Annotated in this window: 20 protein-coding genes and 2 pseudogenes; 3 read left to right on the forward strand and 19 right to left on the reverse strand. The window is 67.1% G+C overall.

The features are described 5' to 3' along the window. Positions 1 to 29 precede the first annotated feature (29 nt). The 4 genes from IPG68_14385 to IPG68_14400 all read right to left on the reverse strand — a co-directional run bounded on the left by IPG68_14385 (position 30) and on the right by IPG68_14400 (position 4,656). The gene (locus tag IPG68_14385) at positions 30 to 434 is read right to left on the reverse strand and encodes a hypothetical protein (GenBank protein MBK6764371.1); all 405 of its coding nucleotides are present in this window, start codon (positions 432 to 434) and stop codon (positions 30 to 32) included. A 116-nt stretch (positions 435 to 550) separates the two neighbouring features. Then, positions 551 to 1,321, reverse strand: a complete 771-nt coding sequence (locus IPG68_14390; protein MBK6764372.1) for a collagen-like protein — start codon at positions 1,319 to 1,321, stop codon at positions 551 to 553. Positions 1,322 to 1,572: 251 nt separating this feature from the next. Continuing rightward, a complete protein-coding gene (gene glnA, locus IPG68_14395; protein MBK6764373.1) occupies positions 1,573 to 3,006 on the reverse strand; it encodes a type I glutamate--ammonia ligase in 1,434 nt (477 codons plus the stop codon). 300 nt (positions 3,007 to 3,306) lie between these two features. Beyond that, entirely contained in the window at positions 3,307 to 4,656 is a 1,350-nt protein-coding gene (locus IPG68_14400) for an aspartate aminotransferase family protein (GenBank protein ID MBK6764374.1), read from the reverse strand. 88 nt (positions 4,657 to 4,744) lie between these two features. Here IPG68_14400 and IPG68_14405 point away from each other — a divergent pair, with 88 nt between their 5' ends. Further along, complete coding sequence (locus tag IPG68_14405) at positions 4,745 to 6,010, forward strand: FAD-binding oxidoreductase (GenBank protein ID MBK6764375.1); 1,266 nt, start codon at positions 4,745 to 4,747, stop codon at positions 6,008 to 6,010. Positions 6,011 to 6,017: 7 nt separating this feature from the next. Beyond that, a complete protein-coding gene (locus IPG68_14410) occupies positions 6,018 to 7,370 on the forward strand; it encodes an aminotransferase class III-fold pyridoxal phosphate-dependent enzyme (protein MBK6764376.1) in 1,353 nt (450 codons plus the stop codon). A 46-nt stretch (positions 7,371 to 7,416) separates the two neighbouring features. On the opposite strand, the pseudogene IPG68_14415 reads toward IPG68_14410, so the two are convergent. The 13 genes and pseudogenes from IPG68_14415 to IPG68_14475 form a co-directional block, all read right to left on the reverse strand. Continuing rightward, positions 7,417 to 7,854 (reverse strand): annotated as a pseudogene (locus IPG68_14415) (DUF1905 domain-containing protein). A 227-nt stretch (positions 7,855 to 8,081) separates the two neighbouring features. Further along, on the reverse strand, positions 8,082 to 8,840 hold the full coding sequence (locus IPG68_14420) for an ABC transporter permease (protein MBK6764377.1): 759 nt from the start codon (positions 8,838 to 8,840) through the stop codon (positions 8,082 to 8,084). Then, a pseudogene (locus tag IPG68_14425) lies at positions 8,840 to 9,533 on the reverse strand (ATP-binding cassette domain-containing protein). Before IPG68_14425 ends, IPG68_14420 begins: the two are co-directional and overlap by 1 nt. A gap of 33 nt (positions 9,534 to 9,566) precedes the next feature. Beyond that, on the reverse strand, positions 9,567 to 9,923 hold the full coding sequence (locus tag IPG68_14430; protein ID MBK6764378.1) for a DUF1048 domain-containing protein: 357 nt from the start codon (positions 9,921 to 9,923) through the stop codon (positions 9,567 to 9,569). After that, positions 9,916 to 10,251, reverse strand: coding sequence for a PadR family transcriptional regulator (locus IPG68_14435; protein ID MBK6764379.1), 336 nt, complete (start codon positions 10,249 to 10,251; stop codon positions 9,916 to 9,918). The genes IPG68_14430 and IPG68_14435 overlap by 8 nt, the downstream gene beginning before the upstream one ends. Before the next feature lie 69 nt (positions 10,252 to 10,320). Further along, positions 10,321 to 11,616: an aminotransferase class V-fold PLP-dependent enzyme gene (locus tag IPG68_14440; GenBank protein MBK6764380.1), complete on the reverse strand. Its 1,296-nt coding sequence runs from the start codon at positions 11,614 to 11,616 to the stop codon at positions 10,321 to 10,323. Positions 11,617 to 11,656: 40 nt separating this feature from the next. Continuing rightward, positions 11,657 to 13,150, reverse strand: a complete 1,494-nt coding sequence (locus IPG68_14445; GenBank protein ID MBK6764381.1) for a CoA-acylating methylmalonate-semialdehyde dehydrogenase — start codon at positions 13,148 to 13,150, stop codon at positions 11,657 to 11,659. A gap of 41 nt (positions 13,151 to 13,191) precedes the next feature. Then, positions 13,192 to 14,607: an FAD-dependent oxidoreductase gene (locus IPG68_14450; protein ID MBK6764382.1), complete on the reverse strand. Its 1,416-nt coding sequence runs from the start codon at positions 14,605 to 14,607 to the stop codon at positions 13,192 to 13,194. Beyond that, complete coding sequence (locus tag IPG68_14455) at positions 14,607 to 15,392, reverse strand: ABC transporter permease (GenBank protein MBK6764383.1); 786 nt, start codon at positions 15,390 to 15,392, stop codon at positions 14,607 to 14,609. The genes IPG68_14450 and IPG68_14455 overlap by 1 nt, the downstream gene beginning before the upstream one ends. 38 nt (positions 15,393 to 15,430) lie before the next feature. Beyond that, positions 15,431 to 16,348: an ABC transporter permease gene (locus tag IPG68_14460; GenBank protein ID MBK6764384.1), complete on the reverse strand. Its 918-nt coding sequence runs from the start codon at positions 16,346 to 16,348 to the stop codon at positions 15,431 to 15,433. Beyond that, on the reverse strand, positions 16,349 to 17,524 hold the full coding sequence (locus IPG68_14465) for an ABC transporter ATP-binding protein (protein ID MBK6764385.1): 1,176 nt from the start codon (positions 17,522 to 17,524) through the stop codon (positions 16,349 to 16,351). It abuts the gene before it with no gap. A gap of 6 nt (positions 17,525 to 17,530) precedes the next feature. Continuing rightward, on the reverse strand, positions 17,531 to 18,673 hold the full coding sequence (locus IPG68_14470; protein MBK6764386.1) for a spermidine/putrescine ABC transporter substrate-binding protein: 1,143 nt from the start codon (positions 18,671 to 18,673) through the stop codon (positions 17,531 to 17,533). Positions 18,674 to 18,715: 42 nt separating this feature from the next. Then, positions 18,716 to 20,194: a gamma-aminobutyraldehyde dehydrogenase gene (locus IPG68_14475; protein ID MBK6764387.1), complete on the reverse strand. Its 1,479-nt coding sequence runs from the start codon at positions 20,192 to 20,194 to the stop codon at positions 18,716 to 18,718. Between the two features lie 439 nt (positions 20,195 to 20,633). Between IPG68_14475 and IPG68_14480 the strand changes: the two genes are divergently transcribed. Then, the gene (locus tag IPG68_14480; GenBank protein ID MBK6764388.1) at positions 20,634 to 21,095 is read left to right on the forward strand and encodes an RDD family protein; all 462 of its coding nucleotides are present in this window, start codon (positions 20,634 to 20,636) and stop codon (positions 21,093 to 21,095) included. Between the two features lie 3 nt (positions 21,096 to 21,098). Here the strand turns inward: IPG68_14480 and IPG68_14485 are convergent, their stop codons facing one another. Both IPG68_14485 and lipA read right to left on the reverse strand, forming a co-directional pair. Continuing rightward, positions 21,099 to 21,770 carry a DUF4191 domain-containing protein gene (locus IPG68_14485; GenBank protein MBK6764389.1) on the reverse strand — a complete coding sequence of 224 codons (672 nt, stop codon included), beginning with the start codon at positions 21,768 to 21,770 and terminating at the stop codon, positions 21,099 to 21,101. 9 nt (positions 21,771 to 21,779) lie between these two features. After that, positions 21,780 to 22,712 (reverse strand): lipoyl synthase, encoded by a 933-nt coding sequence (gene lipA / locus IPG68_14490; protein MBK6764390.1) that lies wholly within the window; start codon positions 22,710 to 22,712, stop codon positions 21,780 to 21,782. Positions 22,713 to 22,722: the final 10 nt, after the last annotated feature.

A 22,722-nucleotide genomic window follows, 5' to 3' on the forward strand; every position in this document is an offset into this window, starting at 1 on the left:
CAGGGCTCGGGGCCAGCGCCGGCGACGGTTCAGAGGGCGCGGACGCGGTTGTTCCGAGGATTGTGTTCGAGCTCGACGAGACCGAGTTCCTCGAGCAGAGGCGGAAGGTACATTCCAAAGCGTCCGCGGTACCCCTTGCGCAGGCCGTACCAGCCGCCCACCGGGTTACCGGGGGAGCGGCCCCAGGCCTCGACGGTGTCGGGTTTCGGGTCCTTCTTCTCGTCGGCTGCACCCAACTCCACCCAGTCCCTGTTCGCGACGAGCATCGCGTGGAGGTCGTCGATGGCGCTGAGGTGGTAGCGCAGGGTGGTGGATCCGACCTGGCACACGAGTGCCGGCGGATCGGACTGCTCGTCGCGGTACATCGTGTACTCGGAGGTGCCGGGGGCTGTCTTCAGGCACCAGGGATCGTCCTGCGTGCCGCTGCCGCTCATGGTGGCGAGTATGGGCGCGACCGGTGCGTCATGGCAAGGGTCAATCCTGGAGTGCGGGAAGGGCCGGCCGCCTCGGTAGGGACCGAAGCGCCCGCGCAGCGGACTGCGGGTGACTCCTAGTTGATGGAAGCGACCGCGATCGCCGACAGGGAGGCACTGGCGATGGAGTACGAGTAGGCGGAGTTCATGTTGGAACAGATCACCCTGATCTTCTTGGGCTGGCTGGCGACGACGTAGGCCGACAGCGGAACTGTCGCAATGGTGCTGTTGACCGTTGCTGTCCCCCAGGTGGCCTGACCGGCCGGTTCAGGAACGATGCAACTGACGCGAGCTGCCCCGGCCTCATTGCTGAATGCCGTGACCATGCCGTTGACGAGGTACATCCCGGCCGGGACATCGATCGTGAGGATCTCCACACTGGGGGTGTTCGATGGGAGGACAAGGGCGTTCGTGCGGTCGACGTAGTACCCGTTGCTGGGCCCCCGAGGGCCGGTGTCACCGGTGGCTCCTGTCTGACCTGTGGCTCCTGTCTGCCCAGGTGGACCGACTGGACCCATCGGCCCGATCGGTCCCCGCTCGCCCACCGTGCCGGCGTCACCCGGCGCCCCCACGGCACCTTGCTGGCCGGCGGGACCCACCTGGCCCGGCGGTCCGACGTTGTTCCATTGCAGGCGCCTTTCTGACTTGCGGCACTTCTGGGCCTGCCGCATTGCGCCATCCCGCTTCGATACGCAGGCCGTGATGGTCTGCGTATCGGCAACGCTCGATGACGGGTCGTTCTTGGCGACCGCGGTGCCAACGGATAGGGCCAAGGCAGCTGATGCCACAGCGGCCAATGAATTTCCAGCGGCGCTCATCGGGCCTCCTTGTCGAGGGGATCCGATCATAGTCCCCGATGATCCGGTGTTTGTCGATCCCGTAGCGAGGGCTGAGCGGTCGAGCCCTCGCGGAGCGCAGCACCTGGCGGATGACGCCGGAGGGCGTGTGCGGCCGGCGATGGTCCGTCGGGCCAAGGGCACCCGGACCGCGATCCGGGTGAGGCCGGAAACGACGTTTCGGCCTGGCGGTCCTCAAGAGTCAGAAGCCCAAACATGGGAACAACTGGACCTCGGGACTGCCAGGCCGAACGCCCTGACCTTTAGATGTCGTAGTACATCTCGAACTCGTGGGGGTGCGGGCGCAGGCGGATGGGGTCCACCTCGTTGACCCGCTTGTAGTCGATCCACGTCTCGATCAGATCGTCGGTGAAGACGTTGCCCTCGGTGAGGAAGTGGTGGTCGGCCTCGAGTGCGTCCAGCACGGCTGGCAAGGTGCCCGGGACCTGCGGGACGTTGGCGGCCTCATCGGGCGGCAACTCGTACAGGTCCTTGTCGACCGGCTCGACCGGCTCGATCTTGTTCTTGATCCCGTCGAGGCCGGCCATCAGCATCGCCGAGAACGCCAGGTACGGGTTGCTCGAGGGGTCCGGCACGCGGAACTCGATGCGCTTGGCCTTCGGGTTCGTGCCCGTGATCGGGATCCGGATGCACGCCGAGCGGTTGCGCTGGGAGTACACCAGGTTGACCGGGGCCTCATAGCCGGGGACCAGACGGTGGTAGGAGTTCACCGTGGGGTTGGTGAAGGCCAGCAGCGCCGGTGCGTGCGCGAGGAGTCCGCCGATGTACCACCGGGCGATGTCGGACAGGCCCGCGTAGCCGAGCTCGTCGTAGAACAACGGCTCGCCGTTCTTCCACAGCGACTGGTGCACGTGCATACCGGAGCCGTTGTCCCCGAAGATCGGCTTGGGCATGAAGGTGACCGACTTGCCGGCGGCCCAGCCCACGTTCTTGATGACGTACTTGAACTTCATGACGTCGTCAGCGGCCTTGGCCAGCGAGTCGAAGCGGTAGTTGATCTCCGCCTGCCCCGCCGTGCCGACCTCGTGGTGCGCACGCTCGACCTCGAGCCCGACCTGGCCGAGGGTGAGCGTCATCTGGTCGCGCAGGTCCGCGTAGTGGTCCACCGGCGGAACCGGGAAGTAGCCGCCTTTATACGGGGTCTTGTACCCGCGGTTGGCAGTGCCATCCAACTCCTGCTCGCGGCCCGAGTTCCACTTGCCCTCGACGGAGTCGATGAAGTAGTAGCCGGCGTTCTGCTTGGTCTCGAAGCGCACGGAGTCGAAGATGTAGAACTCGGCCTCGGGGGCGAAGAAAGCGGTGTCGGCGATGCCGGTCGACTTCAAGTAGGCCTCGGCCTTGGCGGCGATGTTGCGCGGGTCCCGGCTGTAGAGCTCGTCGGTGAACGGGTCGCGGATCGACATGTTGATGATGAGGGTCTTCTCTGCCCGGAACGGGTCCAGGTAGGCGCTCCCCAGGTCTGGGGTGAGCTTCATGTCGGATTCGTGGATGGCTTGGAAACCCCGGATCGACGAGCCATCGAACATCTGGCCATCGGCGAAGAAGTCCGCCCCGACGCTCTCGGCTGGAACGTTGAAGTGCTGCATGACACCCGGCAGGTCGCAGAAGCGGACGTCGATGAACTTGACGCCCTCCTCCTGGATGAAACGCATTACCTCGTCAGGATTGGTGAACATCTGACTCCTTGTCGTTGCGGTGGGGCGCCCCCCACCCGGTGGTCCGCGCGCTCGAAGCGCCGCGCGTCTGACTCGACCCTACGAGTGCTGCGTTTCTCTGCGGTCACCCGGTTGTTTCGAGGATGTAACGTGGCGGACCACCTCCACCACAAATGGGCGGACAGGTGGTGCGTACTTCCGGAATCCGCCCAGTTCTGGCGACACGGTGCACCGTTTTGTGCAGTTTTGTCCTGTCTCCTGCCGCCACAAGTGGGCGGCGGAGGCCCTTGCGCGCCCACTTGTGGCGTCGCGGGTGCCCGGTCAGCCGGCGTAGTACCGGTCGATCTCCCCGAAGGCCTCGTCGAGGATCGCCAGACCCGCGGCCGCCTCGTCCTCGGTGATCACGCACGGCGGGACGACGTGCAAGCGGTTGAAGTTGGTGAAGGGCAGCAGCCCGCGTGACACGCAGGCCTTCGTCAGTGCCCCCATCGCCTCGCTGCTGCCGCCGTACGGGGCCAGCGGTGCGCGGGTGGCGCGGTCGGTCACCAGGTCGAGGGCCCAGAACACACCCATCCCGCGCACCTCGCCGATGACGGGGTGCTTCTCAGCGAGTTCATGTAGCCCTGGCCCCAGGACCGACTCGCCGATCTTCTTGGCGTGCTCGACGATCCCGTCGTCGCGCATCGCGGTGATCGTTGCCAGGGCGGAGGCACACGCCAGGGGGTGGCCGCTGTAGGTCAGGCCCCCGGGGAAGACCCGCTCGTCGAATGTGGCGGCGACCTCGTCGCTGATGATGACCCCTCCGAGCGGCACGTATCCGGAGTTGGAGCCCTTCGCGAAGATGATGAGGTCGGGGTTGACGTCCCAGTGATCGATGGCCAACCACTCACCGGTGCGGCCGAACCCGGCCATCACCTCATCGGCGATGTACATGATGCCGTACTTGTCGCACAGCGCCCGCACGCCCGCGAGGTATCCGGGCGGGGGGACGAGCACCCCGGCGGTTCCGACGACCGTCTCCAGGAGTACCGCCGCGACGGTGTTCGGGCCCTCGAACGCGATCACCTGCTCGAGGTGTGCCAGCGCCCGCTCGCACTCCTGCTGCTCGTCGGCGGCCCAGAACGAGGACCGGTACAGGTAGGGGCCGAAGAAGTGCACGTGGCCGTAGGCGAACTCGTTGGGCCAGCGGCGTGGATCCCCGGTGGCGTTGATGGCGGCCCCGGTGTTGCCGTGGTAACTGCGGTAGAAACTCAGGACTTTGTGCTTGCCGGTGTGTAGGCGCGCCATCCGGATGGCGTTCTCCGCGGCGTCGGCGCCGCCGTTGGTGAAGAACACTTTCGAGTGCCCGGCCGGGGCCACGTCCAGGATCGCCTTCGCGGCCTGACCGCGCACGAGGGAGGCGTGCTGTGGTGCCAGCGTCACCTGCACCGCGGCCTGCTCCTGGATCGCCTGGACGACCTTGGGGTGCTGATGGCCGATGTTGGTGTTGACCAATTGGCTGGAGAAGTCGAGGAAGGCGTTGCCCTCGAAGTCCCAGAGACGGCTGCCCTGCCCGGACTGGAACACGAGTGGCTTCAGCGCGCCCTGGGCACTCCACGAGTGGAAGACATGCGCGCGGTCGAGGTCGAACGCGGCCTGGTTGCTGCCAACGACGGATTCAGAATCGGCCATGCAGTACAGAGTACGGTTTGGGCCGGGCCACGACCACCTCCCTTCGGAAACAGCACCCTCTGCCTGGGGGTGAAGTACCCTCTGAGGCATGTCCGCCATCTTGTCGAGGGCCTACCGCGAGGCGTGCATGTGGCAGGAGCAGGTGGACCGGCCGCCGGTGGCGCCCACTGACCTGCCGGACCGCGTGGATGTGGTGGTCGTGGGTGCCGGCTACTGCGGTCTGGGTGCGGCGAAGGCAGCCGCCTCGGCGGGGGCGCACGTGCTGGCCCTGGACAAGGAGCCTCTGGGCTGGGGTGCCTCCAGCCGCAACGGCGGCATGGTGATCCCGGAACTCAAGGCCGGCCCGGAGAAACTGGCGAAGAAGTACGGGGAACTCGCGCACCGCCTCTACGACGAGGTCCACGGGGCCTTCGAACACACCGAGCACCTCGCCGCTGAGATCGACTGCGACTACCGGCGCAGCGGTCAGTTGTACCTGGCGCACACGCCGCACCACACGCCCCGTCTGAGGGGTCTCGCCGACGAGATGCGACGGGCCGGCGAGTCCGTGGCGTTCCTGGACCGTGAGCAGGTCCGGCAGCGGACCGGTAGTGGCGCATTCGACTCGGGCGTCTTCTTCGAGAAGGTCGGTGGGCTGCACCCGGCGAAGTTCCATGCGGGCATGGCGGCCCAGGCGCACGCGGCGGGCGCACACATCCAGGACCGCACCGCCGCCACGTCGATCCGTCGGGACGCCCGAGGGTTCGTGGTGGACACGACCCGCGGGCCGATCCGCGCCGACCAGGTGATCGTCGCCACGAACGCGCATGCCGACGCGGCAGTGCCGGAACTGGCCAAGCGGCTACTGCCCATCAACTCCTACATCATCGCCACCGAGCCCCTGGACCCGTCGGTCCGCGACCTTGTCGGTCCGCAGATGATGGTCGACACGAAGAACCTGTTGTTCTACTGGCGGCTCACCGCCGATGGCCGCATGATCTTCGGCGGCCGTAACCGACTGGATCCCGTGGATGTGCCGGTGGCGCGGGACTTCCTGTACGACAACATGATCCGCATCCACCCCCAGTTGCTCGGTGTGGCGGTGGACTACGCGTGGACCGGGTACGTGGCCATGACGCTCGATCGGCTTCCGCACGTGGGCACCATCGACGGGGTCTGGTACGCCACGGGATGCAACGGAACGGGCGTGAGTCTCAACGGCTGGCTGGGCATGCGCCTCGGGCAGCTCGTGACGGGTCAGGCCGGGCCGCCGGCGTTCGCCGAACTCAGGCACCCGGTGGTCCCCTTGAGGCAATTGTCATCGAGTTACATGCCCTTCGTGGGCAGGTACTTCGCCCTGCAGGACCGGAGATAGGAGCACAATGTCCATCGATCGCACCAAGCTGGCCGCCGCCCTCGAGACCGAGCGCGCCACCCATGGGCAGCGCACCGAGCGCTCACGGGTGGCCTTCGAGGCCGCCGACCACCTCTTCGGGCGCGTGCCGATGACGTGGATGAACAAGTGGGCCGGGGGGTATCCGCTGTACCTCGACACTGCCCACGGCAACCGTGTGGTCGATGTCGATGGCCACGAGTACGTCGACTTCGCACTCGGGGACACCGGATCGATGGCGGGGCACTCGCCGGCAGCCACAGTGGCGGCGGTGCAGCGGCGCATCGGTGAGCTCGGGGGCATCACGACGATGATGCCCAGCGAAGACGCGGAGTGGGTGGCGGCGGACCTGTCGAACCGGTTCGGGATGCCGCTATGGTCGTTCAGCCTCACGGCCACCGACGCCAATCGGTGGGCGCTGCGGGTCGCGCGCATGGTCACCGGCCGGCCGAAGGTCATGGCGTTCTCGTACTGCTACCACGGCTCTGTGGACGAGACGTTCGTCATCGCGGGGCCGGACGGCGGCACCGTCCCCCGGGGCGGCAACGTCGGTCCCGCCTACCCGGTCTCGCAGAGCACACGGGTGGCTGAGTTCAACGACATCGCCAGCGTCGCGGCGGGCCTTGCCCACGAGGACGTCGCGGTGCTGATCATGGAGCCGGCGCTGACGAACATCGGCATCGTGCTGCCCGAGCCGGGCTTCCTGGAGGCCGTGCGGGATCTGTGCGCGAAGCATGGGACGTTGCTGCTGATCGACGAGACCCACACGATCTCCGCCGGGCCCGGCGGGTGCACCGCGGCGTGGGGGTTGCGGCCGGACATCTTCGTGATCGGCAAGAGCATCGGTGGCGGCATCCCCAGCGGCGCCTATGGGATCACGCAGGCTGTCGCCGACGCGGTGCGCAACCACCCGGAGGCCGACCTCGTCGACGTGGGCGGGGTTGGGGGCACGCTGGCGGGCAACGTGCTGTCCACGGCCGCGATGCGCGCCACTCTGGGTGAGGTCCTGACGCAGGCGAACTTCGACCACATGATCGCGCTGGCGACCCGGTTCCGGGAGGGTGTTGAGGCCGTGCTGGACAAGCACGATGTGGACTGGTCGATCGCGCAACTCGGTGCGCGTGCGGAGTACCGGTTCTGCCGGCCCGCCCCGCGCACGGGCACAGAGTCGGCAGCCGCCCACGACGACGAGATCGAGGAGTACCTGCACCTGTACCTGTCCAACAGGGGAGTGCTCATCACGCCGTTCCACAACATGGCGTTGATGTGCCCGCAGACGACCGAGGCCGACGTCGACCTGCACAGCCGGCTGTTCGGGGAGGCGGTCGCGCAGATCGTGTGACCCGGGAGCCGCCACGACCCCGTACTCGCGAGCGGGTTTGGCCGGCGCGCACCCTCCGCAGGGTTTCGGCGATCCGCCGTTGTCTGGTCTCGTCGCGCTTGGCCTCGGCCACCCACTGGGCGTACTCCTTGCGGTGGGTGAAAGCCAGCGCCTCGAAACTCCGTCTGGCTTGCGGGTCGGCAGACAGCGCCTCGACCAGCGCCGGAGGCATCGCCACCTCTCGGGGTTCCTCGTCGAGTTCGATCAGCGTGCTGACCGTGTCGCCGATCTCCACCCCCAACGCCGCACGGTTCGCCTTGCTGATGCCGATACAGTTCTGCCCGCCCATGACGGCCAGCCGCATCCTGGCCGACCGATTCCCAATGGTCATGCGCACCGGCGCCCGCTTCCCGCCCCCGAGTTCCTCGACCTGCTCATCGGTGAGGATCAGTGCGGTGGCCGGGCCGAACGGCTCCAGCGTCGTCGTCATCTGCAGTGCTCCCATGTCCTCAGGCTCGCACCCCTGTCCCCGTTCAGGACGACAGGCAGGAAGGTTGAGTAAAGAGGAGCGCCAGACGCGCCTTTGTGCTCGACCTTCCGTCGCTTCCAGGCCGGGGGAGCGGGTACTCGCGCCTCGACCTGTCGACACCACGCCCCTTCGACGAGTCCGACGTCACCTGCACGGCACGCTGTTCCAGGTGGCCGTGCCCCGATGGTGGACCTCGGGGCCACTCAGGCGACGCGCCGACGGTAGGTGGCCATGGCCACGCCGTACCCGACTACGAGGATGCCGGCGCACCACGCCAGGGCGATCCAGATGTCGGTGCCAACCGGTTGTTCGAGGAGCAGGCTGCGGATGGAGTTGACGATCGACGTCACCGGCTGGTTCTCCGCGAACGCCCGCACCGGTGCGGGCATGGTGGCCGTGAGAACGAACGCCGAACTCACGAACGGCAAGAAGATGAGAGGGTAGGCGAACGCACCCGCACCGTCGACCGACTTCGCGGACAGCCCCGCGATCACCGCGAGCCAGGTCAGCGCGAGTGTGAACAGCGTGAGGATAGCGACCACGGCCAGCCAGGCAAGCACGCTCGCGCCGGTTCGGAATCCCATGAGCAGGGCCACCACAACCACGACCGACACCGAGAGCAGATTCGCGACCAGCGACGTCAGGACATGGGCCCACAACACCGATGATCGAGCTATGGGCATGGTCTGGAGTCTCTCGAACATTCCGCTCTTGACATCCATGAACAGGCGGTAGGACGTGTACGAGATGCCCGACGCGATGGTGATCAGCAGAATGCCCGGCAGCAGGTAATCGACGTACGGTCGCGAACCGGTGTCGATGGATCCGCCGAACACGTACACGAAGAGCAGCAGGAACGCGATCGGCATCACAGCGGTCGTGATGATCGTGTCGATGCTGCGTGAGATGTGGCGCAGCGAGGGCCGAGCAGCGGCGGTGTCGCTCACGAAGTGTGCGGTCATCAGGTGTCCTTCCCCTGGCCGACGATCGCCAGGAGCACGTCCTCCAGCGTCGGCTGCTTGGTCACGTACTCCACGGTCGCGGGAGGAATGAGTCGCTGGAGTTCCGTGAGGGTGCCGTCGGCGATGATGCGTCCGCCGTGCAGGATCGCGATGTGATCGGCGAGGCGTTCGGCCTCGTCCAGATACTGCGTGGTGAGCAGGATGGTGGTGCCCTGCCCTGCGAGTTCCTCGATGCTGCGCCAGACCTCCAGTCGTGACTGAGGATCGAGGCCCGTGGTCGGTTCATCGAGGTACAGCACGGGCGGGTCCCCGATGAGGCTCATTGCGATGTCCAACCGTCGGCGCATCCCGCCGGAGTATGTGGATACCCGGCGGCCCTCCAGGCGAGCGGTCCAGACGTCGGGATCCTCCGGGATCCGGCAGGTGCCTCAACCGGGCCATCAGCATGAGGTTCTCGCGCCCGGTGAGGATGTCGTCGACAGCCGTCGATTGTCCGGTGACGCTGATGGATTCCCTGACGCCGGCCGGGTCGGATGCGACATCTGCACCGTTCACGGATGCGGAGCCGGCATCAGCCGTGGTGAGGGTGGACAAGATCCTCACAAGCGTGGTCTTGCCGGCGCCATTGGATCCGAGCAGTGCGAAGATGCTGCCCGGTTCGACCTCGAAGTCCACACCACGTAGGACCTTCACGTCCTTGAAGGACTTCGACTCCCGCCACCCGGATCATCGGTCGCCCGCAGCCTCGTCGATGGTGCGGATGAGCCGCTGCTGTTCACGCTCGATGTAACCGCCCCTGCGGTAGTTGCGGATCAGGGCGTCCACGAATTCCACAGGGTCCTCGCCCACGATCTCCCGAATAGGGGTGCCGTCGGCCGCGGCCCGCTCGAACAGGTCGGCGACGTCCTCGAACAGTGAGTTGGCGCTGTCGCCGTCAAGGGCCCCGAAGTACATCAAATAGCGTTGGATGCCCTCGACCGCTTCGCGGTAGTTGGCCGGCAACGCCGCGACGCGCGATTTGTACTCCCGCCACCGGCGCTTGTCGCCGACGACGCGGGACCAGAAACTCGTGTTCTCAGGCATGGGAGCCTCCTTGGCGAAGTGGTTCCAGACGTTCTGCGAGGAAGTTCCACGTCCTCCAGAACTCCGCGAGGTAGTCACGTCCGGCCGGGTTCACGGTGTAGACCTTGCGCGGCGGGCCTTTGTCCGAGGGCACCTTCTCCACATCGACCAGGCCACGCTGCTCGATGCGGATGAGCAGCGCGTACACGGTGCCCTCCGCGATGCCGGTGAAGCCCTGCTCGCGCAGCCACGCGGTGATCTCGTAACCGTAGGCGGAGCGGTCGGACAGAAACGCCAGCACCAGACCCTCAAGGGTGCCCTTGAGCATTTCGGTCAACTGCTTGCCCACAGCGCCCCTCCGGTACCTAGTGACAGCGACTACTACATAGTAACGCTGAATACCGACTGGTCAAGGGTGTCAGGTGACGACGCCGCCGACCGGCACGTTGAGGTAAGCCTCGCTCGCCACCAAGTCCCGCAGTCGGTCGAAGCCGTCCCACACCTCGGTGTAGCTGGTGGGCAGTGGGGAGATGGCCAGCCGGATGCAGTCGGGCACCCGGAAGTCGGGGATCGTCTTCGTCAGGGTCCGCATCGCTGCGGCGATCTGGCGGGCGTGCGGGTGGGCGATGCAGATGTGACCGCCCCGCAGGGCGGGATCGCGCGGCGTGAGCAGGCTGAAACCGAGCGGTGCGAGCCACGCGTCGAACAGGTCGATCATGAGTGCGGTCCCGGCGGCTGCCTTCGCGCTGATGGCGCCCATGCCGGCGTGCTCGATCATGCGGTAGCTGGTCTGCACGGCCCGCAACCCGGCAATCGGCGGGGACGCGATCTGGAAGCCGCGGATGCCTTCGGCGGGCTCGAAGTACGGTCCCATCTCGAACTGCTGGCGATTCGCGAACCAGCCCCGGATCGGGACCTGCAGTTCGTCCTGAACGCCTGCGTTCACGTACAGCCAAGCCGGTGAACCGGGGCCTGAGTTGCCGTACTTGTAGGTGCAGCCCACGGCTAGGTCCACGCCCCAGGCGTCGAATCGCAGATCCACAGAGCCGCCGGCGTGCGAGGCATCCCAGAGCGTCAGCCCGCCGTGGGAGCGTACGAGTCCGGTGATCGCAGGGATGTCCTGCCGCGCCCCGGACCGGTACTGGATGGCCTGCAGGGTCACCAGCGCGACGTCGTCGTCGAGGTGGTGGGCGAGTGCGTCTGGGGTGATGAGTTCGTGATCGGATTCCACAGGTACCGCCCCGGGCCCGCCGGACCCGTCGTTGTCCAGCGTGACCAGGAGCAGATCCATGGTCTCGGCGATCCCGGCGAGGATGTAGCGGTCGGTGGGGAAATTGGCGGCGTCGATGATGACCGTGCGGCGCCCCGGACGCGCTCGGATCGCGGCGACGCACAACTGGTAGAAGTTCGCCGACGTGGTGTCCTGGACCAGGGTCTGGCCCGGGCCCGCCCCGAGCGTCGCCCGTCCGAGCAGGTCACCGGTCTCCTCCGGCTCGTCGATCCAGTCCGACCAGCCGTCCACGAGTTCGGCCCCCCACTCCTCGGTGAGCAGGTCCTGGAGGGCCTGGCCGGTCGCCTTCGGCAGCCGGCCCAGGGAGTTGCCGTCCAGGTAACAGACCTCGGGGTCGGTGATGACGAAGGCATCGCGGAAACCCGCGAGCGGGTCGGTGGCGTCGAGGGCCGCGGCGGTGGATCGCAGCGTGGGGTCGCTCATGGTCACACGGTAGGGCGCTCGGCGGGTTGCGGCGCGTGCCTCAGGCGTTCGTCGGGAAACCCAGGTTGATCCCGCCGTGGGCCGGATCCGGCCAGCGGCTGGTGACGACCTTGCCGCGGGTGAAGAAGTGGAACCCCTCGGCCCCGTGGGCATGGGTGTCGCCGAACAGGGAGGCCTTCCAGCCGCCGAACGAGTAGTACGCCATCGGCACCGGGATGGGGACGTTGATCCCGATCATGCCCACCTGCACCTCGTTCTGGAACTTCCGCGCCGCGCCACCGTCGCACGTGAAGATCGCGGTGCCGTTGCCGAAGGGGTGGGCGTTGATGAGGTCCATGCCCTCCTCGAAGGATGTCACCCGCACGACGGAGAGCACGGGGCCGAAGATCTCGTCGGTGTAGATGCTCATATCGGGTGTGACGTGGTCGAAGAGCGTTGGTCCGAGCCAGAAGCCGTCGGCGGCGCCGTCGGGCTGCACCTCGCGACCGTCCACGACCAGCGTGGCCCCCTCGCCCACGCCCGCCTCGACGTATCCGGCGACCTTGTCCCGGTGTGCCCGAGTCACCAGCGGGCCCATGTCGCATCCGCGCCGGCCGTCGCCGGTGCGCAGTCCGGCCATGCGGGTGGAGATCGCCGTGATCAGGTCGTCGGCGATCGGCTCGACCGCCACTATGACGGAGATGGCCATACACCGTTCACCGGCCGAACCGAACCCGGCGTTCACGGCCGAGTCGGCGGTGAGATCCAGGTCGGCGTCGGGGAGCACCAGCATGTGGTTCTTGGCCCCACCGAGCGCCTGCACCCGCTTGCCGTGTGCCGTACCGGTCTCGTACACGTACTGCGCGATCGGCGTTGAACCGACGAACGAGATGGACGCCACGTCCGGGTGGGTAAGCAGGGCGTCCACGGCCACCTTGTCGCCGTGCACAACGTTGAAGACGCCGTCGGGCAGACCGGCCTGCTTCCACAGGTCGGCGATGTACATCGCGGCACTGGGGTCCTTCTCGCTGGGCTTGAGCACCACGGTGTTGCCCGCGGCGATCGCGATGGGGAAGAACCACATCGGCACCATGGCCGGGAAGTTGAACGGCGAGATGATGCCCACGACGCCCAACGGTTGGCGCAGGCTGTACACGTCGACCCCGGTGGACACCTGCTCGGAGTGGCCGCCCTTCAGCAGGTGGGCGTTGCCGCACGCGAACTCCACGACCTCCTGGCCGCGGCTCACCTCGCCGAGTGCATCGGACAGCACCTTGCCGTGCTCACCGGTGATGATGGCAGCCAACTCCTGCTTGTTCGCGTTGAGGAGTTCCCGGAAGCCGAAGAGCACCTCCATGCGCTTGGCCAGGGTCGACCGACCCCAGGTCTCAAAGGCGGTCCTGGCTACGGCCACGGCGGTGTCCACGTCCGAAGTCGAGGCGAAGTCCACGGTCTTGGTGATCTGGCCGGTGGCGGGGTCGTACACGTCACCGTGGCGCTGTGCGGTGCCGTCCCAGAGGCGACCGTCGATCCAGTGCGTGACTCGTTCGGTCATGGTTATCTCTCCTGTGTCGTCCGGCCGGGTCGGCCGGTGGGTCAACTGTCGAAACCCAGTCCGAGGCGGTCCAGCGTCCGCAGCCATAGATCGCGGCGTCCGCTCTGGTCGTCGGCCTTGGCCAGCGAGCGACGGGTCATGTCGATGACCAATTGTCTCGCAGGCTCCGGCGGGAACGGAAGCGGCTTGCCGCGTACCATCGCCAGGCGGGTGCGATCCGTCTGCTCCCGGAACAGCCTGTCGAGCAGAGTGTCCGCACCGAACCGCGACGCCCCGACCCCGAGGCCGGTGAAGCCGATGACGTAGCCCACCCGTCCCGAGTACGCCGAGCCCCAGAACGCGCTGAACCGCGAGCAGGTGTCGATCGCGCCGGCCCACGCGAACTCGATGGGCACGTCGAGGACCTGCGGGAACGTGTCGTGCAGGTGTTGCACCAGGCGGGCCGTGAGGTCGTCGTCGCGCTCCAGGCGGGACCCCGGGCGCTCGCCGGCGGCGTACACGGCGTCGTAGCCGCCGAAGAGGATCCGGTCGTCGTCGGTCAGCCGGTAGTAGTGGAACTGGTTGCCCGAGTCGCCGATGCCCTGGCGGTGGTTCCAGCCGAGGGAATCCCGCACGTCGGCGGGCAGCGGGGCAGTGGCGATCACGTGGTCGAAGACCGGTACCACGAACAGGTCAAGACGCTTGAGCAGCGGGGCGTGGGCGGCGGTGGTCAGCGCCACTTTCAGCGTCTCCACCCGGCCCCCGAAGGTGCGCACCGCCATCCCCGCGCCTGAGGGTTGCAGCGCCTCCACGCCGCTGTTCTCGTGGATGCGCACCCCGAGGTCCTCCGCAGCGCGGGCCAGCCCCCACGCCAGCCGGGCGGGATCCACGATGCCCACGTCCGGGTCCTGGATCGCCGCCAGGTACGTGGGGGAGTGGACCTCCTCGCGGATGCGATCGGTGTCCCACAACTCGACATCCACGCCATGGTCTTGCACCTTGCGCACGTGGTCGCGGGCGTGCTCGACCTGGTACCGCTCGGTGACCACTTGCAGGTCGCCGGTGCGGTGGTATCCGCAGTCGATGCCGAAGTCGGCGATGGTCTGCTCGATCCCGGCGAGATTGGCCAGGCCCATGGCGTGCAGGGTCGTGAACTCCTGCGGCCAGCGCTCGATGCCGTTGAGGTGCCCGTGGGTGATCGACGCCGACACAAAACCGCCGTTGCGGCCCGAGGCCGCGTTGGCGATGCGTCCACCCTCCAGCAGCACCACGTCGAGGTCGGGGCGGCGCTGCTTGGCGCGCACCGCCGTCCACAGTCCCGACAGGCCGGCGCCGACCACCACCAGGTCGGCCGTGGTGGCGCCCTCCAACGGCGCGCGCAGCGCCGGCCGCTGCGCCGAGGCCAGCCACAAAGGCTCGTGACGGGCGTCCTTCAGTGCGCGACGTGCCTGCTCGCCCGCTTGCTGGGCGAAAGGCATCAGGTCTCCTTGCGGCGGATCGTCCGGATCTGGGTCACCAGCACGAGTGCCAAGGCGATGAAGAACATCGCGGAGGCGATCACATTGGCTTGCGCCGGGATGCCGCGGGTGGCCGACACGTACACGAACTTCGGGAACGTCGTGAACTGCCCCGAGTTGAAGTTCGTGATGATGAAGTCGTCGAACGACAGCGAGAACGCGAGCAGCGCCGCCGCGGCGATACCAGGGGCCACCAATGGCAGAGTGATTCGCCGGAACGCCTCCCGCTCACTGGCGTACAGGTCCATGGCGGCCTGCTCCAGCCGGGGGTCGAGGCTGGCGAGGCGGGCCTTGACGGTGACCACCACGAAGCTGATGCAGAACATCACGTGGGCGATGAAGACCGTCCAGAAGCCCAGGGGCACGAAGATGTTCAGGAACAGTGCCAGCAGCGACGAACCAAGGACGACCTCGGGGGTCGCCATCGGCAGGAAGATGGTGAGGTTGGTCGTGCCGCGTCCGCGGAACTGGTAGCGCACCAGGGCGAACGCGATGAGCGTGCCGAGCAGCGTCGAGACGATGGTCACGCCCAGTGCCAGCACGATCGAATTGACGACCGACTCGCAGACCTGCGGCGCACCGCAGGGGTTCTTCCAGTTGTCCAGCGTGAAGCCCTGCCAGACGATGTTCGTCCGGCCGGCATCGTTGAACGAGAACACGAACGTGTATGCCACAGGCAGCAGCAGATACGCGAACGCGATGACGGCGTAGACCTTCAGGGCGTTGTTCCCGAACCAGGTGCGCATCCGAACGGAGGCCGGGGCCTTGGGTGCGACGTCGGCGCTCATACCAGTTCCTCCGTTCCCATACGGCGGATATACAGCAGGACCAGCACCAGGATCGTGGCCATCAGGATGAACGACAGCACCGCCGCAGTCGGGTAGTCGTTCACGCTCAGGAAGGTGTACTCGATCCGGTTACCGATCATCGTGTTCGAGGGCCGTCCCAGCAGCGCCGCGTTGACGTAGTCGCCGGCCGCGGGGATGAATGTCAGCAGCGTGCCGGCCACGACCCCCGGCAGCGACAGGGGCCAGGTGACCTTGCGGAACCCCGTGAAGGGCTTGGCGTACAAGTCGCCGGAGGCCTCGATGAGCCGCCTGTCCACCCGCTCCAGACTGGCGTAGATGGGCAGTGTCATGAAGGGCAGGAAGTTGTAGGTCAGACCCATGATGACGGCGAACGCCGACGGGTACACGCCGGCGGTCTCACCGACGAGTCCCACTGATCGCAGGATCGCCACGACGGGTCCCTCATCGGCGAGGATCTGCCGCCAGGCCACGGTGCGCAGGATGAAAGACACGAAGAACGGTGCGATCACCAGGACCAGCAGGATGTTGCGGTAGCGGCCGCCCTTGAACGCGATCGCGTAGGCCAATGGGTAGCCGATCGCCAGTGCGAGCACAGTCGCGAGGCCCGAGTAGAGGAACGAGCGGAACAGCGGGACGTAGTAGGTGCTGTCGGTGAGGGTGTCGATGTAGTTCGCGAAGTGGAACGTCTGCTCGAACTCACCGACGTCGCCGCCGGGGACCGGCGTCATGAGGCTCGTGCCGAACAGAGTCACCAGGGGAACGACGAAGAAGATCGTCAGCCACAAGAGGCCCGGGAGCAGCAGCCAGTACGGCGTGAACCTGCCGCTCTTCTGCGGCCGGTTCTTGTGGGGTTGCTCCTCGATGGTCTCACCGAGGGCGGCGGCGATGGACATTCAGCTCACCACCACCGCGTCGGGGTCGATCTCGACACCGGCATTGATGTCCTCATGCCCGTCGAGGACGAAGCCGTGCATCGGCAACCAGGTGAGTCGGACCCGTGACGCCACCGGCATCAGGCCATGCACGTCGAGGTTCTGCGCGAAGACGTTGATGGTGTCCCCGCCGCCGGTGCGCACCTCGTATTGGGTGCTCACGCCCAGGAAGCTCGCGGACTCCACGACGCCGTCCACGAAGTTGCCGTGCGACGGTGCGGGAGCGCTCTGGTCGAGTGGGCCGATGTTGATCTTCTCGGGTCGCACGCCCACCAGCACGCTGGAGCCGGTCGCGAGGTTCACTCCGTCGGCCACACGGGCCTTGGGCATCTCGAACCGGCCGTCGGAGTCCTCGAGGATGACAGTGTCACCTTCGGTGGCCGCGACCTTGGCCGGGAAGAGGTTGGACTGTCCCAGGAAGTTGGCGACGAAGGCCGTTCGTGGCGACTCGTAGAGTTCGGTGGGCGGCCCCATCTGCTCGATGATCCCGTTGTTCATCACCGCGACCGTGTCGGCCATGGTCATGGCCTCCTCCTGGTCGTGGGTGACGTGGATGAAGGTCAGGCCGACCTCGGTCTGGATGCGCTTGAGTTCCAGCTGCATCTGGCGGCGCAGCTTGAGATCCAGGGCACCGAGCGGCTCATCGAGCAGGAGCACCGCGGGACGGTTCACGATGGCCCGGGCCAGCGCCACGCGCTGTTGCTGGCCGCCGGACAGTTGCAGCGGCTTGCGCTCGGCGACCTGTTCGAGCTGGATCAGCTTGAGCGCCTCGGCCACCTGCGCGTCCGCGTCCTTGATGCCGCGACGCTTCAGTCCGAAGGCCACGTTCTCGGCGATGTTCATGTGGGGGAAGAGGGCGTAGTTCTGGAAGACCGTGTTCACCGGCCGCCGGTAGGGCTTCTCGTAGGTGATGTCGGCGTCGCCGATGCGGATGCGGCCCCCGGTGGGAGCCTCCAGCCCGGCGACCATGCGCAAGGTGGTGGTCTTGCCACACCCGGACGGGCCGAGGAGGGCGAAGAACGAGCCCTGCGGCACGTGCAGGCTCAGGTCGTCGACGGCGGTGAACTCACCGAACGACTTGGTCAGGTTCTCGAGGTACAGGTCGCCCTCGGCCTTGGTGATGTCGGTTTTGCTCATGACTTCCTATCCTTGGATGACTCGGCCGAACTCGTCGGTGTACTGGACTTGTTCCTCGGGGGTGAGGGGGCGGAAAACGAAGGCGCTCTGAAGGATCTCCTCCGTGGGGAAGATCCATGGGCTCTCGGCCAGTGCCGGGTCGATCTTCATCATCTCTTCCTTCGCCCCCTGCACCGGACACACGTAGTTGACGTACGCGGCCACCTCGGCGGCGATTTCGGGGCGGTAGTAGAAGTCCATGAGTGCCTGCGCGCCCTTGGGGTTGGCCGCGGTGATCGGGATGAGCAGGTTGTCGCTCCACAGCGTGCCGCCGGTGTCTGGCAGGGCGAACTCCCACTTGTCGCCCTCTTCGGCGTTGATCTGGAAGATGTCCCCGGACCAGGCGATGGCCGCCCAGGCCTGCTCGTTGATGAGGTCCTCCTTGTAGGAGTTGCCCTTCACCTGCTTGACCTGGCCCGAGTCGACCTGCTGCTGCAGGACGTCGAGACCGGCCATGAACTGCTCGTCGGTGAACTGCTCGGAGAGGTCGACGCCCTGCGAGAGCATGATGAAACCGATCGTGTCGCGCATCTCGGAGAGCACCACCACCTTGCCCTTGAGTTCGGGGTTCCACAGGTCGTTGATGGTCCGCAGGCCGTTGGGGATGCGCTCCTTGTTCCACGCCAAGCCGGCGAAACCGGACTGCCACGTCAGCGAGTACTCGCGGCCCGGGTCGAACTGGACATCCTTGAGCGCCGGGAGGATGTTCTTCTTGTTGGGCACGGTCTGCTCGTCGATGGGCGCCGTGTACCCCTTGCGGATCCACTCCGCGACCAACCAGTCGGTGGGGGTGACGAGGTCGTAGCCGATGTTCTGGCCGTTGGCCAACTGCGGTGCGACTTTGCCGTTGAAGGAGACGTTGTCGTCGATGTCCTCGCGGTACTCGACGGTGTAGCCGGTCTCCTCCTCGAACTGCACGAGGGTCGGGTAGGTGCGGGATTCCTCGTCGTAGTCCAGGTACAGCGTCCAGTTGGCCCACACGATGGTCTTGCTGTCACCGCCGCCCTGCGGCTGCAGGTTGTTGCCCGTGCCGCCGCGCGTGCCGCAGGCTGCGAGGAAGGCAGCTGCACCGGCGGCGCCCATGGAACTGAGAAAGCCCCGCCGCGACATCGCGTGCTTGAGGAACTCGGTCCTCGGGTCCTTGTCCGCCACTTATTCGCCCTTTCCGGTGAAGATGGTGCGGTGCCACGGCTTGTGGCTGTCGCCGGTGATGTCGAAGGATACGTGTTTCACCTGCGTGTATTCCTCGAACGAGTACGTACTCATGTCCTTGCCGAATCCGGACTGCTTGAAGCCGCCGTGCGGCATCTCCGAGACGATCGGGATGTGGTCGTTGATCCACACGCAGCCGGCCTGGACCTCCCGGCTGGCCCGGTGGGCCCGCACGACGTCGGTGGTCCAAGCGGACGCCGCCAGGCCGTACGGGGTGTCATTGGCCAGCCGGATGGCTTCGTCGTCGTCGTCGAAGGGCAGCGCGACGAGCACGGGTCCGAAGACCTCCTCCTGCACGATCTCGGAATCCTGGGCCGCGCCGATGATCAGCGTCGGACGGTAGAAGCAGCCGGGGCCCTGTGGGATGTGTCCTCCGCAAGCGACCTTCGCGCCATCGGCGACCGCGCGCTCGACCATGGCCGCGACCTTCTCCTGCTGGGCCGCGCTGATCAGCGGTCCGATGTCGGTCCTCGCGTCGAGGGTGTCCCCGAGCACGACCGCGTCCATGACTTGTGACACCCCGTCGACGAACCGGTCGAACAGGCTGCGGTGGACGTAGGCCCGGGTGGCCGCGGTGCAGTCCTGCCCGGTGTTGATGAGGCTGCCGGCGACCGCGCCCTGGATGGCTGCCTCGACGTCGGCGTCCTCGAAGACGATGAAGGGGGCCTTGCCGCCGAGCTCCAGGTGCACGCGCTTGAGCCCGGCCATCGCCACCTCCGCCACGCGGTGGCCCACGCGAGTGGATCCGGTGAAGGACACCATCCGCACCTCGGTGTGGCCGATCAGGGCCTCGCCGGCGACCGGCCCCGTGCCGGTGATGACGTTGAAGACCCCGTCGGGCATCCCCACCGCAGTGGCATCCTCGGCGAGCATGAGACTGGTGAGCGGCGTCAATTCGCTGGGCTTGAGGACGATCGTGTTGCCCGCGGCCACGGCCGGCAGCATCTTCCACATCGCCATCTGCAAGGGGTAGTTCCACGGGGCGATGGAGCCGACCACGCCGATCGCCTCCCGGCGCACCGTCGAAGTGTGGGTGCCGTCCCACTCCGCGGCCGCCGAGCCCTGCAGGTGCCGTGCCGCCCCGGCGAAGAAGACGACGTTGTCGATGGAGCCCGGGACATCGAACTCGCGCGTGAGCCGGATCGGTTTCCCGGCCTGCTTCGACTCGACCTGTGCGTACTCCTCGGCACGTTCGGACAAGCGCCGGGCCAACGCGTGCAGGACCTCACCGCGCTCGGCGGGGGCCGTCCTGGACCACACCGGGAAGGCGGCCTTGGCCGCGGCGACCGCCGCATCGACATCCGCCGCGGTCGCGAGGCGCAACTCCTCGATCACCGAGCCGTCGGCAGGGTTGGTGATCGCCAGGACGTCGCCGGCGCCATCGGCCGCCCGGCCGTCGATCCACTGCCCTGCGATCATCCACGCTCCTGAGATCTGGGTCACTATTTCGCGATAATACATAGGATCACGACGACGGAAAGCGTTCTATTCAAGATCTTTTGTGACTGATTCAGTGATGAGGTGCCTCCCGGGCTGCTGAAGGCGCCCGCGCCACGGTTGGCGCGGCTGAACTGGATCGTGCCCGGGCGCGCCCACCGCCCGGGTGAGGGCGTTGGAAATCCGCACATCGGGGAGAGGTACGGACGATCCTGTTCGCTCCCGGGTATCCGTATCCCTCACGCCCTCGGTCCAGCGGGTCGTCGCCCGGAAGGCGTTGGAGATACGTACATCGGGGAGCGACAGAGACGGTCGGTTCCACTCCCGGGTATCCCTACCCCGACGCCCTTGTGCCGACTCGACGGGACCGGGTTACCGTGACCACGTGGGTGACAACGGCCGGGAGTTCAGTCGGCGGGACCTGGCCGGATGGCTGGAGGGTCCCAAGGCCAGCCTGGAGGACCAGGGGTTCGAGTTCGGGTACAAGGGGCAACGCCTCGGGCTGCCGGAGAGCGGCCCCGGGGCCGTGGCCGGGGTCGGTCGGCGGTTTCTGGCCCTGACGATCGACTGGTTGGCGTGCGTACTCATCGCGAACCTGGTCAGTTCCGGCCAGCCGCCGGCGTTCCTGCCGCTGGTGATCTTCTTCGTCGAGGTCGCGTTGTTGACCGCGTTGACCGGGTCGAGTTTCGGGCAGCGCATCGTGGGCATCCGCGTCGTCAGCCTCACAAGGGGCCGGCTCGATCCGGCCCGGGCGGCACTGCGCACCCTGCTGCTGTGCCTGGTGGTCCCCCCGTTGGTGTTCGACCGCGACCAACGCGGCCTGCACGACAAAGCTGCGAACTCGGTAGCGGTGCGGATGGGCCGCCCACAGCCGGACGCGTAGCGGTCAGCGACGCGGGGGTCGCATTGCGCGCGTCGACTTGGGGATGGGGCCCTTCGGCATCGGCAGCGGCTGGTTGCTCAGCGCCTCGAGTCGGCGGCGGACTTCGGTGACCTGCCCCGGGGACAAGGTCTTCGGCAGTTTGCGGATGGTCTTCACCAGGCGGTTGATGGGGACCTGGCCTTCTTCGCGACCCATCGCGTACTCGTGGAAGCCGATATCCGGCACGAACCGGGCCTCGCGCTTCTGCTCGGTGCGCAGCAGGTTGCTCACCCGCGAGCCGTTGCCCTCACCCACGAGGATCACCCCGGGGCGGCCGATGACCCGGTGGACGATGTCCTGGTTCTTCGTGACCGCCACCGCCGGAGTGACGAACCAGCCCTTGCCCAGCGTGTTCAGCACGGCGGCCGCGGCTCCGGGCTGCCCCTCGATCTGGCTGTACGCGGCGCGCTCCGCGCGGCGACCGAGCACGATGGACGCTGCCAGCAGGCCGGTGCTCACGCCGACGAGCATGAGCCACCAACTACCGATCAGGGCGCAGATCGCCGCCGCGATGACGATGGGCAGGAGGAACCAGCCCAGCAGGATCCAGCCGATCCGGGGATCGGACTGCTTGGTCATCTGATAGGTCTGGCGGATCTGCGCCAGACGTCCGGGGGAGCCGTCCTTACGTGCCATGGGCCAAGACTACGTGGTGGCGCGGACGGCGACCGCCTGCCGGTACAGCCGCCCTGCGCGGTAACTGGAGCGCACGAGGGGGCCGCTCATGACGCCCAGGAAACCGATCTGCTCCGCCACCACCGCCAGATCGTCGAACTCCGCCGGCTCGACCCACCGCACGACCGGGTGATGGCGGGGTGTCGGGCGCAGGTACTGGGTGATGGTCAGCAGGTCGCAGCCCGCAGCGCGTAGGTCCTGCATGGTCGAGCGCACCTCCTCGAGCGTCTCGCCCAGACCCAGGATGAGATTCGATTTCGTCACCAGCCCGGCCTCGCGCGCCAGTGTCAGGACCGCCAGGGACCGCTCGTAGCGGAAGGCCGGGCGGATGCGCTTCATGAGCCGGGGGACGGTCTCGACGTTGTGGGCCAGGACCTCCGGGGAGGCGTCAAACACCTGGGCCAGCAGGTCGGGTTCCCCGGAGAAGTCGGGGATGAGCACCTCGACGCCGCAGCCGGGAACCCCGGTGTGGATCTCCCGCACAGTCTGTGCGTACAGCCAGGCCCCCTGGTCGGGCAGGTCGTCGCGCGCGACGCCGGTGACGGTGGCGTACCGCAAGCCCATGGTTGCCACCGTCTGCGCAACACGCGCCGGCTCATCGCGGTCCAGCGGCTGTGGCCGACCGGTCTCGATCTGGCAGAAGTCGCAGCGCCGGGTGCATTCGTCCCCACCGATGAGGAACGTGGCCTCGCGATCCTCCCAGCATTCGTAGATGTTCGGGCAGCCGGCCTCCTGGCACACGGTGTGCAGACCCTCGTCGGCGACAGTACGCCGGATCTCGTGGAACTGCGGGCCCATCACGGCACGGGTCTTGATCCACGGCGGTTTGCGCTCGATGGGCACCTCGGCGTTGCGCACCTCCAGGCGCAGCAGTTTGCGCCCGTCGGGGGAGGGAGTCGCCATGCGCACCAGC

Source organism: Micrococcales bacterium, assembly GCA_016703125.1.
Taxonomy (GTDB): Bacteria; Actinomycetota; Actinomycetes; order S36-B12; family UBA10799; genus JADKAV01.